Annotated in this window: 14 protein-coding genes and 1 pseudogene; 9 read left to right on the top strand and 6 right to left on the bottom strand. The window is 57.7% G+C overall.

All coding sequences use genetic code 11. The features are described 5' to 3' along the window. Positions 1–16 precede the first annotated feature (16 nt). The 3 genes from FDG13_RS08855 to FDG13_RS08845 form a co-directional block, all read right to left on the bottom strand. Positions 17–484, bottom strand: coding sequence for a PIN domain-containing protein (locus FDG13_RS08855; protein ID WP_180126863.1), 468 nt, complete (start codon positions 482–484; stop codon positions 17–19). Next, on the bottom strand, positions 484–1653 hold the full coding sequence (locus FDG13_RS08850; RefSeq protein WP_218942673.1) for an ImmA/IrrE family metallo-endopeptidase: 1170 nt from the start codon (positions 1651–1653) through the stop codon (positions 484–486). The genes FDG13_RS08855 and FDG13_RS08850 overlap by 1 nt, the downstream gene beginning before the upstream one ends. Positions 1654–1799: 146 nt before the next feature. Continuing rightward, positions 1800–2963 carry a pyridoxal phosphate-dependent aminotransferase gene (locus FDG13_RS08845; RefSeq protein ID WP_180126860.1) on the bottom strand — a complete coding sequence of 388 codons (1164 nt, stop codon included), beginning with the start codon at positions 2961–2963 and terminating at the stop codon, positions 1800–1802. Between the two features lie 292 nt (positions 2964–3255). Between FDG13_RS08845 and FDG13_RS08840 the strand changes: the two are divergent. From FDG13_RS08840 to FDG13_RS08820, 5 genes and pseudogenes are all read left to right on the top strand, one after another. Continuing rightward, positions 3256–3801 (top strand): annotated as a pseudogene (locus FDG13_RS08840) (aminotransferase class I/II-fold pyridoxal phosphate-dependent enzyme); the annotation flags it as partial. Positions 3802–3895: 94 nt separating this feature from the next. Then, positions 3896–5530 (top strand): bifunctional UDP-sugar hydrolase/5'-nucleotidase UshA, encoded by a 1635-nt coding sequence (gene ushA / locus FDG13_RS08835; protein ID WP_180126858.1) that lies wholly within the window; start codon positions 3896–3898, stop codon positions 5528–5530. A 54-nt stretch (positions 5531–5584) separates the two neighbouring features. Further along, positions 5585–5731 carry a hypothetical protein gene (locus FDG13_RS08830; protein ID WP_180126856.1) on the top strand — a complete coding sequence of 49 codons (147 nt, stop codon included), beginning with the start codon at positions 5585–5587 and terminating at the stop codon, positions 5729–5731. Positions 5732–5794: 63 nt separating this feature from the next. Further along, positions 5795–7957, top strand: coding sequence for an ATP-binding protein (locus FDG13_RS08825; RefSeq protein WP_180126854.1), 2163 nt, complete (start codon positions 5795–5797; stop codon positions 7955–7957). Then, the gene (locus FDG13_RS08820) at positions 7947–8612 is read left to right on the top strand and encodes an RluA family pseudouridine synthase (RefSeq protein ID WP_255435174.1); all 666 of its coding nucleotides are present in this window, start codon (positions 7947–7949) and stop codon (positions 8610–8612) included. Before FDG13_RS08825 ends, FDG13_RS08820 begins: the two co-directional genes overlap by 11 nt. Before the next feature lies 1 nt (position 8613). Here FDG13_RS08820 and FDG13_RS08815 read toward each other — a convergent pair whose 3' ends face one another. Beyond that, complete coding sequence (locus FDG13_RS08815; RefSeq protein ID WP_180126852.1) at positions 8614–8931, bottom strand: HPF/RaiA family ribosome-associated protein; 318 nt, start codon at positions 8929–8931, stop codon at positions 8614–8616. 92 nt (positions 8932–9023) lie between these two features. On the opposite strand from FDG13_RS08815, the gene FDG13_RS08810 reads away from it, so the two are divergent. Together FDG13_RS08810 and bktB are read left to right on the top strand one after the other, a co-directional pair. Beyond that, entirely contained in the window at positions 9024–9779 is a 756-nt protein-coding gene (locus tag FDG13_RS08810) for an SDR family NAD(P)-dependent oxidoreductase (RefSeq protein WP_180126850.1), read from the top strand. 111 nt (positions 9780–9890) lie between these two features. After that, positions 9891–11078 carry a beta-ketothiolase BktB gene (gene bktB / locus FDG13_RS08805; protein WP_180126848.1) on the top strand — a complete coding sequence of 396 codons (1188 nt, stop codon included), beginning with the start codon at positions 9891–9893 and terminating at the stop codon, positions 11076–11078. Positions 11079–11204: 126 nt separating this feature from the next. Here bktB and FDG13_RS08800 read toward each other — a convergent pair whose 3' ends face one another. Continuing rightward, entirely contained in the window at positions 11205–12059 is an 855-nt protein-coding gene (locus tag FDG13_RS08800) for a fumarylacetoacetate hydrolase family protein (RefSeq protein WP_180126846.1), read from the bottom strand. Positions 12060–12236: 177 nt separating this feature from the next. Next, positions 12237–12776, bottom strand: coding sequence for an inorganic diphosphatase (ppa, locus tag FDG13_RS08795; RefSeq protein WP_078363200.1), 540 nt, complete (start codon positions 12774–12776; stop codon positions 12237–12239). Between the two features lie 230 nt (positions 12777–13006). Between ppa and FDG13_RS08790 the strand changes: the two genes are divergently transcribed. Together FDG13_RS08790 and FDG13_RS08785 are read left to right on the top strand one after the other, a co-directional pair. Next, complete coding sequence (locus FDG13_RS08790; RefSeq protein ID WP_180126844.1) at positions 13007–15070, top strand: sodium-translocating pyrophosphatase; 2064 nt, start codon at positions 13007–13009, stop codon at positions 15068–15070. Positions 15071–15329: 259 nt separating this feature from the next. Continuing rightward, complete coding sequence (locus FDG13_RS08785) at positions 15330–15977, top strand: ANTAR domain-containing response regulator (RefSeq protein WP_180126842.1); 648 nt, start codon at positions 15330–15332, stop codon at positions 15975–15977. Positions 15978–16039 lie beyond the last annotated feature (62 nt).

Raw genomic sequence — 16039 nt, 5'->3', positions numbered from 1 at the left:
CCACCGGTCGCACGGTTCAAAACACCCAGCCCTCTTTTTCCATGAAACCTTCCAAATCAAGATAAGGGATTTTGAAGTGCTCACAGATATTGGGCACCTTCACGGCGTTCGGTTTAAGTCGTTCCATCGTCACAACCGTGCCACCAATGGCGTATGCGCGAGCCACGATGAATGAGTCAGCGTTACGTCCTCCCTTGTAGAGCTTTTGCTTCTCGATGTTGGCCTGAAAATGGGCCATTGAGTAGATTTGGCCAACGAAAGCACCCTCTTTTGCGTCTGGAGTGGTGAATATCTTTGCATTTGCCTTCGCCCAATCAGTGTCCGCCCCCGCCACACCGTCGTGCAGCTCGTGGAAGGCCTCACGCGTAGACGTGATCTTGCCGTTAGCTACTAGTAGGTCGAACTCTTTCCAGAGCGAAACAAAGCGTTTCCGATAGTAGTTCTTGTGTAAATTCGAGATGACGTTGGTGTCCAGGACGTACATTAGAGCACTCCACCCGCAAACTTACCTGCGAAGGTCGGCAGGTTCCTCGGCTTGAGATTCAGGTATTCGGCAAGTTGCCCTCGATCAAAGCGTTGTTGGTGATACTTTGTGAACGCGAGATCTATATATCTCTGGCCCAAGTAGGTGCGATGGCTGTTGTAGAAGTTTCCGGAATTTTTTTCCTTAGGGCTAATCTGTGTCGTCCAGTCTTTAGCCGCCGCACTGTATTCACCAGCTTCGATCAAACCGCGGTCCAGGAACTTGCGATATATCACCTCGCGGCTGACATTGAAATGATCGGCAAGTTGACTTGCCGCCTGACGGCCGATCTTCATACCCACTAGCATCTTTTCGAGCACGTCATCTGGCACTAGGACCCGCGCGGCTAGGCCATTGCAGATGATTTCTATCTTTTGCTCGTTGGCACCAATATGTTTAAGGAACGAGTCGTCGAGGATGTCAACACCGCTGGTCTGGAAGAGCAGGTGCCCTAGCTCATGGAAGAGCGTAAAAATCTGCCGTGATTTTGCTGAGCTGTTATTGATGTAGATGACAGGGAATTCGTCGTCGTACAGACAGAACCCGAAGTAGCTGGGTGCGTGGAAGGCGTCTTTGAAGACATACACACCTGCTATTTTAGCGAACACTTCGCGCCATTTCTCCAGAGCGTCGTCGACGCTCTTCCAACTCACCTGCTCGTCGATACTGACCCCAAGATAGACTCGTAAATCTGCGGCGATCTTGTCGAGAGATATTTTCGGAGAATATTTGAGACTGCGTGTGATAAGTTGTTCCGCAGGGTTCTTCCCTTCGTTCAACTCTCTCAGGTTGAGTTGCATCGCCTGAGCGCGGCGCAAAAATAGTCGAACCGTGCGAGGGATTGCGGTGAAATCTTCGGCCGTGAGAGTACGAAACGACTGCTCGATCGCTGGTAAAGCTGGCGGCTTAGGGAAGAAAAATACGGCAACGGGAATCTTGAAACGTTCAGCCATCTGCTCGACCTGAATGTAAGTCGGCCGTGCCTTACCTGACTCCCAGGAGGCAATTTTCTTGAAATTGAGGCTCGCGTCCTCTACCGAGTAGCCTGCTCGTTCACGTGCCCACTGCACGACGGCGGGGGTGATTGGCAGGCCATCTGTCATCTCTCCCATATCATTGCCTTTCGCCAAGCTTCACGGATACGGGCAGCTCGAGCTTGCCAAACAAGCCGTCACAGCCTCGGCAAGCATTATCGCCCGACATACACGCCAGCGACTCGTGCCCTATGGTCAACCAACTCATCCATGGCTCACAGCAAGTGCTGATAGTTGTGTCGCTACAACTTGGCCAACCTTTCCAGCGCTGTTTTCAATGTGCCATCTTTTTTGGCAAAGCAGAACCGCACCACGCGCTGGTCAAAACCATTGCCGTAAAACGCCGACAGCGGAATGGCCGCCACGCCGATGTCCGAGGTCAGCCATTTACAGAACTCGGTCTCGCTCACGTCACTTACTGCGGAGAAGTCGACACATTGGAAATAAGTTCCCTCGCTGGGTAGCAATTTGAACTTTGTGTGTGCGAGTCCCTCGCGAAACAGGTCACGCTTGCGCTGATAGAAGACGGGCAGGTCCAGATAAGGCTGGGGGTTGGTCATATAAGACGCCAGCCCGTATTGCACGGGCGTGTTGACGGTGAACACATTGAACTGGTGCACCTTGCGAAATTCTGTGCTCAACGCAGCGGGTGCCGCCACATAGCCAACTTTCCAACCGGTCACATGGTAGGTTTTGCCAAAACTTGACACTACGAAAGATCTAGCTGCAAGGCCTGGAAAGCTAGCGACGCTTTGGTGCTGCTGGCCCTCATAAACGGTATGCTCATAAACCTCATCGCTAATAACGAGTATGTCAGTGGTCGCTAGAATATCCTGCAATCTGAGCATGTCAGCTTTGGTCCAGACTGTGGCGCTAGGGTTGTGCGGTGAGTTGACGATGATGGCGCGGGTCTTGGTGGTAATTGCGGCTGAAATTTTGTCAAAGTCAGGCCGAAACGTGCCAGGCGTCAATGGCACACGCACCGTTACACCGCCAGCTAACACGATATTGGGTACGTAGCTGTCGTAGCAAGGCTCCAGCACAATCACTTCGTCACCCGCATGAACCACGGCCAGAATACTCGTGATGATGGCTTGTGTAGCGCCCGCCGTGATGGTGATCTCACTGGCCGGTTCGTAGTGGCGCCCATACAAAGCTTCAATTTTCAAGGCGATGGCGTCCCGCAACACCAATACTCCGGTCATGGGCGGGTACTGGTTCAAGCCTTGCTTCATGGCGTCAGCCACCACGTCTATCAGTAGTGGATCACAGTCAAAGTCCGGAAATCCTTGCCCCAGATTGACGGCGCCTTTTTCTGCGGCTAGCGCGGACATTACTGTAAAAATAGTTGTGCCAACATCGGGTAATTTCGTAATAAGTGTTGGTGTTCGAACTTCAATGCTCATGTTTGTTCTCTTGTTACATCTGGGCCACTGAATATATTGTGATCGAAGCTGTCTAGGCAGCAAGCCGTATCGGATGATTTGCTGTCGTCTGATAAACCGGCAGCTCATCCGTCGGGTAGAGGGTTCGGCGCGCAGCGCCGGGGGTTAGCTATGGATGGTTTGAGGGTGACATACACTAGATGGAAGACCACCCAGCTTAACATCCATCTAGTATCAAGACACTTGATTAGCCATAATGATCAATGTTTACAACGAATTGGGATACTCGTGCAGTGTTACGCTCCGTATAGCATACGAACATATGGTGTTTGATGACCAAGTGCATCAGAGCGCAGCCCGCTTCCCAGGACTGGCTGAGCGTGCGTTTGTGATCTCCAGTTTTGGCAAAACCTACCACGTGACCGGTTGGAAGGTGGGTTATGTGGCGGCACCTGCAGCGCTGATGGCGGAGTTTCGCAAGGTGCATCAATTTAATGTGTTCACCGTCAACACCCCGGTGCAATACGCGCTGGCCCACTACATGGCCGACCCGGCGCCGTACCTGGGTTTGTCGGACTTCTACCAGCAAAAACGCGACCTGTTTCGCGCTGGCCTGGCCAACACCCGTTTCAAGCTGCTGCCGTGTGAAGGCACTTACTTTCAGTCGGTGGACACTTCGGCGATCAATGACTTGCCCGAAGCAGACTTTTGCAAATGGCTGACGTCGGAAGTTGGCGTGGCAGCGATTCCGCTATCGGCGTTTTATGGCAACGGATTTGACCAGCAGGTGGTCCGCTTCTGCTTTGCCAAGAAGACAGAGACTCTGGAACTGGCGCTGCAAAAGCTCCAGGCCATTTGATGCTTTCGCTATCTTTTATATACCTAACCCCCCTTTATCTATAAGGGCTAGAGTCGTTTTTTATACCTGAATCATCCACCCAAGGAGTTGTTGTATGTTTCTGAAATTACACCCGGTTTATCTGTCAGTGGCTATTGTGATGGCTTTGTCAGGCTGCGCTTCACAAGCGCCCGAACGCGACAAAACCTATCGCCTGACGGTGATGCATACCAACGACCACCATGGCCACTTCTGGCACAACAGCGATGGTGAATACGGCATGGCGGCACGCAAAACCGTGGTGGATCAGATCCGCCGTGAGGTTGCGGCCCAAGGTGGCTACACCTTGTTGCTCGATGGCGGCGACGTCAACACCGGGGTGCCAGAATCCGATCTGCAGGATGCTGTGCCCGATTTCAAAGGCATGAACCTGCTGGGTTACCAAGCCATGGCGGTCGGCAACCACGAATTTGACAAACCCCTGTCGGTGCTCAAGATGCAACGCGACCTGGCGCAGTTTCCCATGCTCTCGGCCAATATCTACGAGAACGGCCAACGCATGTTCGATGCCTACAAGGTGTTTAACCTGGGTGGCCTGCGCGTCGGCGTGATGGGCCTGACCACCGAAGACACCCGCAAGATGGTGCTGCCCGAGAACGTGGCGCGCCTGGACTTCCGCAACCCGATCACGGAGGCAGGCAAGGTGGTGCCGGAGCTGCGCCGCCAGGCCGACGTGGTGATTGCCGCCACCCACATGGGCCATTATGAAAACGGCCAACACGGCAACCAAGCCGCAGGCGACGTGGAGATGGCGCGCGCGGTGTCAGGCATTGACCTGGTGGTGGGTGGTCACACCCAGAACCCGGCGTGTATGAAGGCAGAGAATGTGCTCGACCGCGCCTATGTGCCGGGCGCCGCCTGCCAACCAGACCGCCAGAACGGCGCCTGGATTGTGCAAGCCCATGAATGGGGCAAGTACGTGGGCCGCGCTGACTTTGAGTATCACAATGGTGAGTTCAAACTGGTCAACTACACCCTCATCCCCATCAACCTGAAGAAACCCGTCAAAGCCGCCGACGGCAAGACCGCCCTGGTGCACTACACCAGCGCCATCGCCGAAAACCCCGAGATGCTGGCCCTGTTGACGCCTTACCAGAAATTTGGCCAGGACAAACTCGAGGTTCAGATCGGTGCCACCGACGCGCGGCTGGAAGGTGACCGCAAGCTGGTGCGCAGCCAGCCCACCAACCTGGGGGTGCTGATTGGTCGCGCCATGATGGACAAAACCAGCTCCGATCTGGCCATCGTCAACGCCGGTGGTGTGCGTGACGCCATTGCGGCGGGCGCCATCAGCTACAAAGACGTGCTCAAAGTCCATCCTTTTGGCAACACCGTGTGCACTGTGGACCTGACTGGCCAGGAACTCACTGACTACCTGCATGCCGCTGCAAAAATGACACCCGACTCCGGTGCTTTCCCCCAATTTGCCGGGGTGGAACTGGAAGTAGCTGCCGACCAGGCCAGCAAGGTGCGGGTGGCAGGCCAGGCTTTACAGCCAGGCAAAACCTACCGCTTGGCGATCAATAACTTCCAGGCCAGCGGCGGTGACGGTTACCCCAAGCTCAGTGCTCACCCAAGTTTTGTCAACACCGGCTTTGTGGATGCCGATGTCTTGCGAGCCTTCATCAGCAAAAACAGCCCCTTGAAAGTCGCCGACTTTGAGCCGGGTACCGCTGTGGTACGCCGATAATCCAAACACTGCGCGCCACACCGGCGTGCAGGCTTTTTTACCCAGGAGAACATCATGGCCAAAGGTCAACAAAGCAACAAAATGGTTAAAAAGCCCAAAAAAGACACCTCACCACCCAAGCCGGTGTCTGCCGACGCGGTGCGTCCCACTGTGGTGACGGTGGTGCCGGTGCGGGGCAAACTCAAAAACGCGCCACGTTGATCGTGTCATGAGGCGGTGATTGGTGGCTGACAGAATGCGCTGGCTGTCAACATCTGAGGGCTTATGAGAAAACCTTTGCGAGGGCGCTGGCGCGCGAGCGGTGAGGTATTGCCGATCAAAAAACGGCTGGGTGGCCCCGAGCGGCGACTGGTTCCAGCGGGCGCCAGTGTGTCCACAGCGCGCCTGGTCGATGACTTGCGCCACTACCAGTCAGAGTTGGAGATCCAGAACCGAGCCCTGCGCTTTAGCCAGAGTGCGGCCGAAGACGCCTACGAGCGTTTTGTCTCATTGTTTTCCAATGTGCCACTGGCTCTGATGGTGGTGGATGACAGTGGCCAGATTCTGGAGAACAACGCCCGCGCGCTGGCCTTGTTGCGCCCGGTCGAGAGCGATCCACCACTGACCTACTTTCAGCCCCTGGTGTCTGCCAATGACCTGGACCTGATGCAAAAAGGCTTTGCCACCGCCAGAATCGACGGGGCCTGTGAGCTCAATGAGCTGATGTTTGCAGGTGGCTCCAACGGCACCATCACCGGTGATCTGCACATCTCGCGCATTGACACCAACCAGGACGAGCGCACGGTTTTTATCTGCGCCATCATTGACCAGGGCCCCTTGCTGGCCCAGCGCAGCGCCTTGCAGGCCAGTGCGGCCACCCTGCAACAGCGCAACACCGAGTTGCTGCAAAGCAAGACACACCTGGCGGCCATCATCAACTCGTCGCTGGATGCCATCATTTGTGTGGACCGCAACCAGCGCATCATCGTGTTTAACCCGACCGCTGCCACGCTGTTTCATTGCCCGGCCGAGCAGGCAATTGGCAAGCTGCTGGTGACGTTTTTGCCCGATGCGGTGCGCGCCCTGTCTTACAGCGACATCACCAGCCATGCCCAGTTGGGTGAGATGTCAGGCGTCACGACCGAGGGTGATACCGTTCCGCTGGACATCAGCCTGTCGTTTGACCACCAGCCCGATGGTGACATCGTCACCCTGTTTGCCCGGGACCTGACCGCACAAAAAAAGATGGAGGCGCACCGTACCGCACTGGAGTCGCAGCTGCGCGAATCCCAAAAGATGCAGGCCATCGGTACGATGGCTGGCGGGATTGCCCACGATTTCAACAACATCATCAGCGCCATTTTGGGCAATGTGGAACTGGCGCGCGAAGATGCACAACTCGATGCGTCGGTCAGCACCAGCCTGATGGAGATCGACAAGGCGGGTCGGCGCGCGCGCGACCTGGTCAGGCAGATTCTGACCTTCAGCCGCAATGAACCGCCGCACCGCGTGCCTTTGCAACTGGCCGAGGTGGTGGTGGAAACAGCCAGGCTGCTGAAGGTCACGCTGCCGCCGCAGGTCGATCTGATCATGGACATCGACCCCGACACCCCGGCGGTGATGGCAGACGCCACACAAATCGAGCAGGTGTTGCTCAACTTGTGCACCAACGCCATTTATGCCATTGGCAAACGCAAAGGCACGATACGGGTGGAGTTGGGCTACAGCCTGCGCAGCCTGACCGACCCGTCCGAGCGCCGCAGTGGCCTGCGTGGGCAACACATCAAACTCACCGTCAGCGACACCGGCGCAGGTATGTCCGAGGCCATTTTGCAGCGTGTTTTTGAGCCATTTTTCACCACCAAACCGGTGGGCCAAGGCACGGGGTTGGGGCTGTCTGTGGTGCACGGCATCATGCGCGCCCATCAGGGCAGCGTGCGTGTGCAAAGCACACTTGGCAGCGGCAGTACCTTCACCCTTTATTTCCCGGTTCCCGCAGAGGCGGCTCAGCTCAAGGCAGTGGCCCTGGCCGCGCCGCCAGCGGCGGCCAGTCCAGCGGCTGGTAGCGGTCAAAAGGTCATGTATGTGGATGACGATGAGGCGCTGGTTTTTCTGGTTCGCCGCTTGCTTACCCGTCGCGGTTATGTGGTGAGCACCTTCACCAATCCCAAAATTGCTCTGGAAGCCTTGCGCTCAGACCCCAAGCAGGCCGATCTGCTGGTGACAGACTACAACATGCCTGGTTACAGTGGTGTGGATCTGATTCGGGATGTCGCTTTGCTCTTGCCCAAGTTGCCCATGGCCTTGGCATCAGGCTACGTGACGCCGGAAATTGAGCGTGATGCGCTGGCCGCTGGCGCCAGGGCCTTGATCCACAAGCCCAATGACATCGAAGAACTCTGTGACACGGTTCAAAAACTTCTGACTGAAGCTCGTTTTGGCGCCTGAGTTAGCTGACCTATTGGTGGTGTACGAGGACGACAGCTTGTTGGTGCTGAACAAGCCGTCGGGCTTGCTGAGTGTGCCAGGTCGGGGTGAAGACAAACAAGACTGCCTGTCCTCACGCGTTCAAGCTTGTTATGCTGATGCGAGCATTGTTCATCGACTGGATATGGCGACATCGGGCTTGATGCTGATGGCGCGGGGCGCTGCGGCACAGCGCTTGTTGAATGACGCTTTTGCCAGTCGCGCAGTGCATAAGCGGTATGAGGCCGTGGTGGACGGGCTGCTGCAACCGCAGGGCCAGCAAGATGAGGGGCTGTGGCAGGAGATCAATTTGCCCATCGCGCTGGACTGGCCCCATCGCCCGCTGCGGGTGATCGATGCCCAATTGGGCAAACCAAGCCAGACACGCTGGCAAGTGCTGTCGCAGGATCCAAGCTCTGGCACCAGCCGTTTGCGACTGGAACCCCTCACCGGGCGCTCCCACCAACTGCGGGTTCACCTGAAAGCCATCGGGCACCCGATCCTGGGCGACACACTGTACGCCCCGCCCGACGTGCAGGCAAAAGCACCCCGCTTGCTCTTACACGCCACCGAACTGGGCTTGATCCATCCCGTCAGTAAACAACCGATGCGGTGGTTAAGCCCGGCACCTTTTTAGCTCAGCTGCGAGCGGTTTTGCCCAGCGTGCCGTCGATCAGACGGCCCATTTTTTCTGTGGCCCCTTCAATGGCCTGGTTCAAATTGGCACCCTGGTGTTTCAACACCAGGGGTTGATGGCCTTCCAGACGGGCCTCCATGGTGCACTGGATACTTTCCTGTGTGTTTTTCTTGCCCGCGTTTTCATCACTCAGATGCACTTCCACCCGTGTGATCTGGCCGCTGAACCGTGCCAAAGCAGCCTGGATGCTGCTGCTGGCCCACTGCGCCAAAGCGTCTGTGCCTTCAATGTGGTTGTCGGTATGAATTTGGACTAGCATTTTTTTCTCCTGGTCAAAACAAAGGCCTTGCTTATCGTCAATGATAGGCGGCAAGAACACCTGTCCATTGACACCTATCAACACATCGACCTATGACAACCCATCTTTTCATCGTCACCGGAGCTTCACGTGGCATGGGCTTTTGCCTGGCAGAACAATTGTTGGCGCCACAGCATGCGCTGTTGTGTATCTCGCGCAGCAGGTCCGCCCATCTGGCGAACACAGCCCAGCAACGCGGCGCCGCATTGACCCAGTATGTGACTGACCTGGCAGACCCCATACCCGCCGCTGAACAGCTCAAGCTTTGGCTGGCGACCCAGGACCCCGATACCATCGCCAGTGCCACCCTGATCAACAACGCGGGTGTGATTCCTCCCCTGGTGCCGCTGTCTGATTCCGAACCTGCGGATCTGGCTCAGGCCCTGCGTGTTGGTCTGGAAGCACCGATGGTGTTGACGGCCGCCTTTCTGGCCAGCACCCGTTCCTGGAAAACACTTCGCCGGGTGCTGAACATCTCCTCGGGTCTGGGGCGGCGGCCCATGGCCTCGCAGTCTGCGTATTGCGCTGCCAAGGCCGGGCTGGACCACTTCACCCGCTGCCTGGCGCTGGATGAAGCCGGTCTACCCAACGGCGCCAAAGTCTGTTCTCTGGCCCCGGGTGTGATTGACACCGATATGCAGGTACAACTGCGCAGCGCCAGTCCGGTCCTGTTCCCCGACCAGGTCAACTTTGCGCAGCTCAAAACAAACGACCAACTCACCAGCGCCGAGGACGCAGCGGCACGGGTCTTGGCTTTTCTGAGTCGCAAGGACTTTGGTGAGCAAGCAGTGGCTGATGTTCGCAATTAACCACTGTTTCAATGAATATGGCCGATCTTAGGGTCTGCCTGGGTAGCCACTTGCAGGGGTGACGGCTAAGATGAATCGACGCTATGTTTTTAAACCACAGAGGAGACAAAAATGGGTCGTGACGTTGTTGTTGTGAGTGCAGTTCGCACTGCCATCGGTACCTACGGAGGCAGCCTCAAGGACATTGCCCCGACAGATCTGGCGGCTCAGGTGGTGCGCGAAGTGCTGTCGCGGGCCAAGGTGGAGGGCAAAGAGGTGGGGCATGTGGTGTTTGGCCATGTGGTCAATACCGAGCCCAAAGACATGTATCTGTCACGCGTGGCGGCCATCCATGGTGGTTGTCCCGAGGCCACACCGGCTTTTAACGTCAACCGCCTGTGCGGCTCAGGCCTGCAAGCCATTGTGTCGGCCAGCCAATCCATCTTGCTGGGTGACACGGATGTGGCCATTGGCGGTGGTGCCGAAAACATGAGCCGAGCACCTTATGCCAGCCTGAACATGCGCTGGGGTGTGCGCATGGGCGACAGCAAAATGATCGACATGATGGTGGGTGCACTGCACGACCCATTCGAGACCATCCACATGGGTTTGACCGCCGAGAACATTGCCGCCAAGTGGGGCATCAGCCGCGACGACCAGGACGCGCTGGCCGTGGAAAGCCACAACCGTGCCCAACGTGCCATCGAAGAAGGCCGTTTTAAAAGCCAGATCGTGCCGGTGATCTTAAAAAGCCGCAAAGGAGATGTCGCTTTTGAGACCGACGAACACTTCCGCCCCAATTGCACCCTGGCAGAACTGAGCAAACTCAAACCAGCGTTCATGAAAGAAGGTGGTACCGTGACTGCGGGCAACGCCTCCGGCATCAACGACGCCGCCGCCGCCGTGGTGCTGATGGAAGCTGCCACCGCCAAGGCCCGTGGTCTCGCACCCTTGGCACGCCTGGTGGCCTACGCCCATGCGGGTGTCGACCCGAAGTACATGGGTATCGGCCCAGTACCCGCCAGCCAGATGGCCCTGAAAAAAGCCGGGCTCACGGTCAATGACATGGATGTGATCGAAGCCAACGAAGCCTTTGCCGCACAAGCCTGTGCCGTGAGCCGCGATCTGGGCCTGGACCCAGCCAAGGTCAACCCAAACGGTTCCGGCATTTCACTGGGCCACCCGATTGGCGCCACCGGGGCACTGATCACGGTCAAAGCACTGTACGAACTGGAACGTATTGGTGGTCGCTACGCGCTGGTCACCATGTGTATTGGCGGCGGCCAAGGGATTGCGGCTATTTTTGAGCGGCAAGGCTGACAAAAGCAAGCCCCTCGCGAACAGACCACGCAAGGGGCTAATACCAAAAATGAAAAAGCCTAACTGAATCCCGTTGGGCTTTTTGTATTTGGGCTGGGGCGAATTCAACAGCAGCTTGACAGCCGCTTACCCCTGCACCAACCGCTGCGTCTGCACACCCAGCCCCTCAACACCTAACCGCATGGTCTGGCCGGCGCGCAGGAAAACCTGTGGCTTCTGGCCCATGCCAACACCAGGTGGGGTGCCGGTGGAGATCACGTCGCCAGGCTGCAAACTCATGAAGCGGCTCAGGTAACTGACCAGGAACGGCACCTGGTAGACCATGGTGGCTGTGCTGCCGTTTTGGTAGCGGTGGCCGTCCACCTCCAGCCACAGTGACAGCGCCTGCGGGTCAGGCACCTCGTCAGCGGTCACCAACCACGGACCCAGCGGGCCGAAGGTGTCACAGCCCTTGCCCTTGTCCCAGGTGCCGCTGCGGTTGAGCTGAAAGTCGCGCTCGGACACATCGTTCATCACGCAGTAACCGGCCACATGCTGCATCGCGTCGGCCTCTGCAATGTGGCTTCCGCCCTGCCCGATCACCACCGCCAGCTCCACCTCCCAGTCGGTTTTGAGGGAACCCCGGGGGATATGTACCGCGTCGTCCGGGCCGCTCAGGGCGCTGGTCCATTTGCCAAACACCACGGGCTCGGGCGGCACCGGCATACCGGACTCTGCCGCATGGTCGGCATAGTTCAGACCGATACAGATGCATTTGCCCACCTTGGCCACACACGGCCCCAGGCGCAGGTCCTGCTGCGGCACACCTGGAACCAGCGGCAGACTGTTCAGGTCCAGGCTGCGCAGATGCGCCAGACACTTGGGCGACAAGGTGGTGCCGCCAATGTCGTCGACCAAGGCACTCAAAGACCGCACCTGGCCGTTGGCATCCAGCACACCGGGTTTTTCCTGGCCCGCCGGGCCGTAACGCAACAACTTCATGGGGTTTGCCGTCCTTTCCAAAACAGAAGGACAAGTTTAGGCCCGCGCTCTGTCACAACACTGGGTTTGGGGCCAAGCAGCAAAAAGCGCCTGCTGTGTCCACAAACAGGCGCTCTAAATGCTCTAATTTCAAGAGCTATCAGCCCTTATTGAATAAGGGCTGAAGGCATAAATGGCTTACTTTTTCTTGAAGTTCTTGAAGTTTTCAATGCCTTCCAGAATTTCCTGGTGAGCGGCTTCGGGGCCTTCCCAACCCAGGATCTTGACCCATTTGCCGTCTTCCAGATCTTTGTAGTGTTCAAAGAAGTGGGCAATGGTCTTCAGGCGCAAGGGTTGCAAGTCTTCCGGCTTTTTCCAGCGGCTGTAGAGCGACAGAATCTTGTCGATCGGCACCGCCAGCACCTTGCCGTCCATACCGGCTTCGTCTTCCATCTTCAGGATGCCGACGGCACGGCAGGTCACCACCACCCCCGGGATCAGGGGCACCGGGGTGACCACCAGCACATCCACCGGGTCACCGTCACCGCTGATGGTTTGTGGCACATAACCGTAGTTGGTGGGGTAATGCATGGCCGTGCTCATAAAACGGTCGACATAAATCGCGTGCGTTTCGTGGTCCACCTCGTACTTGACCGGGTCGGCATTCATCGGGATTTCGATGATGACATTGAACTCTTCAGGCACTTTAGAGCCGGGGGTAACGGTATTTAATGACATGGTTTGTGCACGGTTTGGTTTAAATCAAGAACATCTGAGATTAAGTCTGATTTTACTGACTGGCCCCTTTCAAGCGGCCCAACAGCCGCATTTTTGGCGTTACAGTCTGCCCGTTGGCCAACCGTCCCTGCAGTCACCTCACGGGTGCGCGGAGGCGAGGAAGCAACGCAGCGGTGGTGCCGATTGCGTTGCACCACTCCCTCGCGAAGCAACTTCAGGAGATTTATCAAATGACAGGCAACTCTGCGCTGATTCTGGCGCTTATCTGCGGCTTGATCGCCGTCGGCTATGGCTTCTGGGCCCGTAGCTGGATCCTTTCCCAAGATGCTGGCAACCAGCGTATGCAAGACATTGCGGCTGCCATCCAGACCGGTGCGGCAGCCTACCTGGCCCGCCAGTACAAAACCATCGCCGTGGTCGGCGTGGTGCTCGCTGTGCTGATTGGTGTGTTTCTGGACCCCTTGAGTGCAGTCGGTTTTGTGGTGGGCGCGGTGCTCTCAGGCGCTTGTGGTTTCATCGGTATGAATGTGTCGGTGCGCGCCAATGTGCGTACCGCTCAAGCGGCCACCAAGGGCATTGGCCCGGCGTTGGACGTGGCTTTCCGTGGCGGCGCCATCACCGGCATGCTGGTGGTGGGCTTGGGCCTGCTGGGCGTGACCGGTTTTTACTGGTTCCTGGTACCGGACGGCGTGGCCACTGCAGCCAAACTCAACCCGCTGATCGGTTTTGCCTTTGGCTCCTCGCTGATCTCGATTTTTGCCCGCTTGGGCGGCGGTATCTTCACCAAAGGTGCTGACGTGGGCGCTGACCTGGTGGGCAAGGTCGAGGCCGGCATCCCGGAAGATGACCCGCGCAACCCGGCGGTGATTGCCGACAACGTCGGTGACAACGTGGGTGACTGCGCCGGTATGGCCGCTGACCTGTTTGAAACCTACGCCGTGACCCTGATCGCCACCATGGTGCTGGGCGCCCTGCTGATCACCGGCGTCGGCCCCAACGCGGTGTTGTACCCGCTGGCCCTCGGCGCGGTGTCGATCGTGGCATCCATCATCGGTTGCTTCTTTGTCAAGGCCTCACCTGGCATGAAAAACGTGATGCCTGCGCTCTACAAGGGCCTGGCGGTGGCCGGTGGTCTGTCGCTGGTGGCGTTTTATTTTGTGACCCAAAGCCTGTTCCCGCAAGCGCTGACGCTGGCCGATGGCCGCATCATTGGCGCAGGCAGCCTGTTTGGCGCCTGCACCGTGGGCCTGGTGCTGACCGGTGTGCTGGTCTGGATCACCGAGTACTACACCGGCACCCAATACAAACCAGTGCAGCACATTGCCGAAGCCTCTACAACAGGCCATGGCACCAACATCATTGCCGGTCTGGGTGTGTCGATGCGCTCCACCGCCTGGCCGGTGTTGTTTGTTTGTGCAGGCATTTATTCGGCTTACGAACTGGCTGGTTTGTACGGGATTGCGATTGCGGCCACCTCCATGCTCAGCATGGCCGGCATCATCGTGGCGCTGGACGCCTACGGCCCGATCACCGACAACGCCGGTGGTATTGCCGAAATGAGTGAAATGCCCGCCAGCGTGCGTGACATCACCGACCCGCTGGACGCGGTGGGCAACACCACCAAGGCGGTGACCAAAGGTTACGCGATTGGTTCGGCCGGTCTGGCCGCGCTGGTGCTGTTTGCCGACTACACCCACAAACTCGATGTCTATGGCAAACACATCACCTTTGATCTGAGCGACCCGATGGTCATCATCGGCCTGTTCATCGGTGGCCTGATTCCCTACCTGTTTGGCGCCATGGCGATGGAAGCGGTGGGCCGCGCTGCGGGTAGCGTGGTGGTCGAAGTGCGCCGCCAGTTCCGCGAGATCAAGGGCATCATGGAAGGTACTGCCAAGCCCGAATACGGCCGCGCAGTCGACATGTTGACCACCGCGGCCATCAAGGAAATGATGATCCCATCGCTGCTGCCGGTGGTGGCGCCGATTTTGGTGGGCCTGATCCTTGGCCCGGCGGCTTTGGGTGGTTTGCTGATGGGCACCATCGTGACCGGCCTGTTTGTGGCGATCTCGATGTGTACCGGTGGCGGCGCCTGGGACAACGCCAAGAAATACATCGAAGACGGCCATTTTGGTGGCAAGGGTTCTGAGACCCACAAAGCTGCCGTGACCGGCGACACCGTGGGCGACCCCTACAAAGACACCGCAGGCCCGGCCGTGAACCCGCTGATCAAGATCATCAACATCGTGGCGCTGCTGATTGTGCCGGTGATGATGAAGCTCCACGGCGGCTGATCGGTTCACCACCCCTCCTCCAAAAACCCGCCTTGTGCGGGTTTTTTATTGATGGCACGGTTGAGTCACCGTTTGAACCCGAGGTCTGTAGTTCACAACTGAAGGCTGTGAAACCATGACCAACCGGTGTTTTCCCGTGTCGATCACAATCCGGTGATGCCAACACCCCGATGGACCTCATATAACGACTTCTGCAGCGAATACACCCGGTCCGGTTCGACCGACGTTTGGCATGGTCTGTGTTTTGCTTGAATAAACCATGGTTGAAGCCCTCAGAATTGTTGTGATTGCTCCTGATCTGGATATTTCCGAGAGTTCAGGTGAACATGCGTTGGCGCTGGCCGAACGCTCGCGCAGCCTGCGCATCGGGCTGCTGGAAAGCGGCTTCAACTTGGTGGCGTCCATCCCGGCAGACGTGTTTTTGACCGAACGTCTGGCGCAATTGCAACCGGACTTGGTGATTGTGGATGCCGAGAGTGAAGCGCGTGACGCGCTCGAGCATGTGGTCATCGCCACCCGTGATGCACGTCGCCCGATCGTCATGTTCACCAACGACAACGACACCTCCCATGTGCGCGCCGCTGTGGCCGCAGGTGTGTCGGCCTACATCGTGGCGGGCCTGTCACCGGAGCGCATCCGCCCGATTCTGGACGTGGCCATCGCCCGCTTCCACCACGAACAAGCCTTGCTCAAGGAACTGGCCGACGCCAGGAGCGAAGTCAATGAACTCAGCGCCGAACTCAAAGACCGCAAAGTGATTGAACGTGCCAAGGCGGTGCTGATGGAGCGCCAGCACCTGAGCGAGGGTGAAGCTTATGCCCGGCTGCGCAAAACCGCCATGGACAAAAACCTGCGCTTGGTCGATGTGGCCCAACGTATGCTGGATGTGGCTGACCTGCTGGGCTAACCGCAGAGGGCGCAGGCGGGTACGAACGGCTTTTTTTGCACCAACTTCGGTTCGAGATGGTG

Source organism: Rhodoferax sp. BLA1 (assembly GCF_013416775.1).
GTDB lineage: Bacteria > Pseudomonadota > Gammaproteobacteria > Burkholderiales > Burkholderiaceae_C > Rhodoferax.
This window is presented reverse-complemented; position numbering and strand designations above follow the sequence as displayed.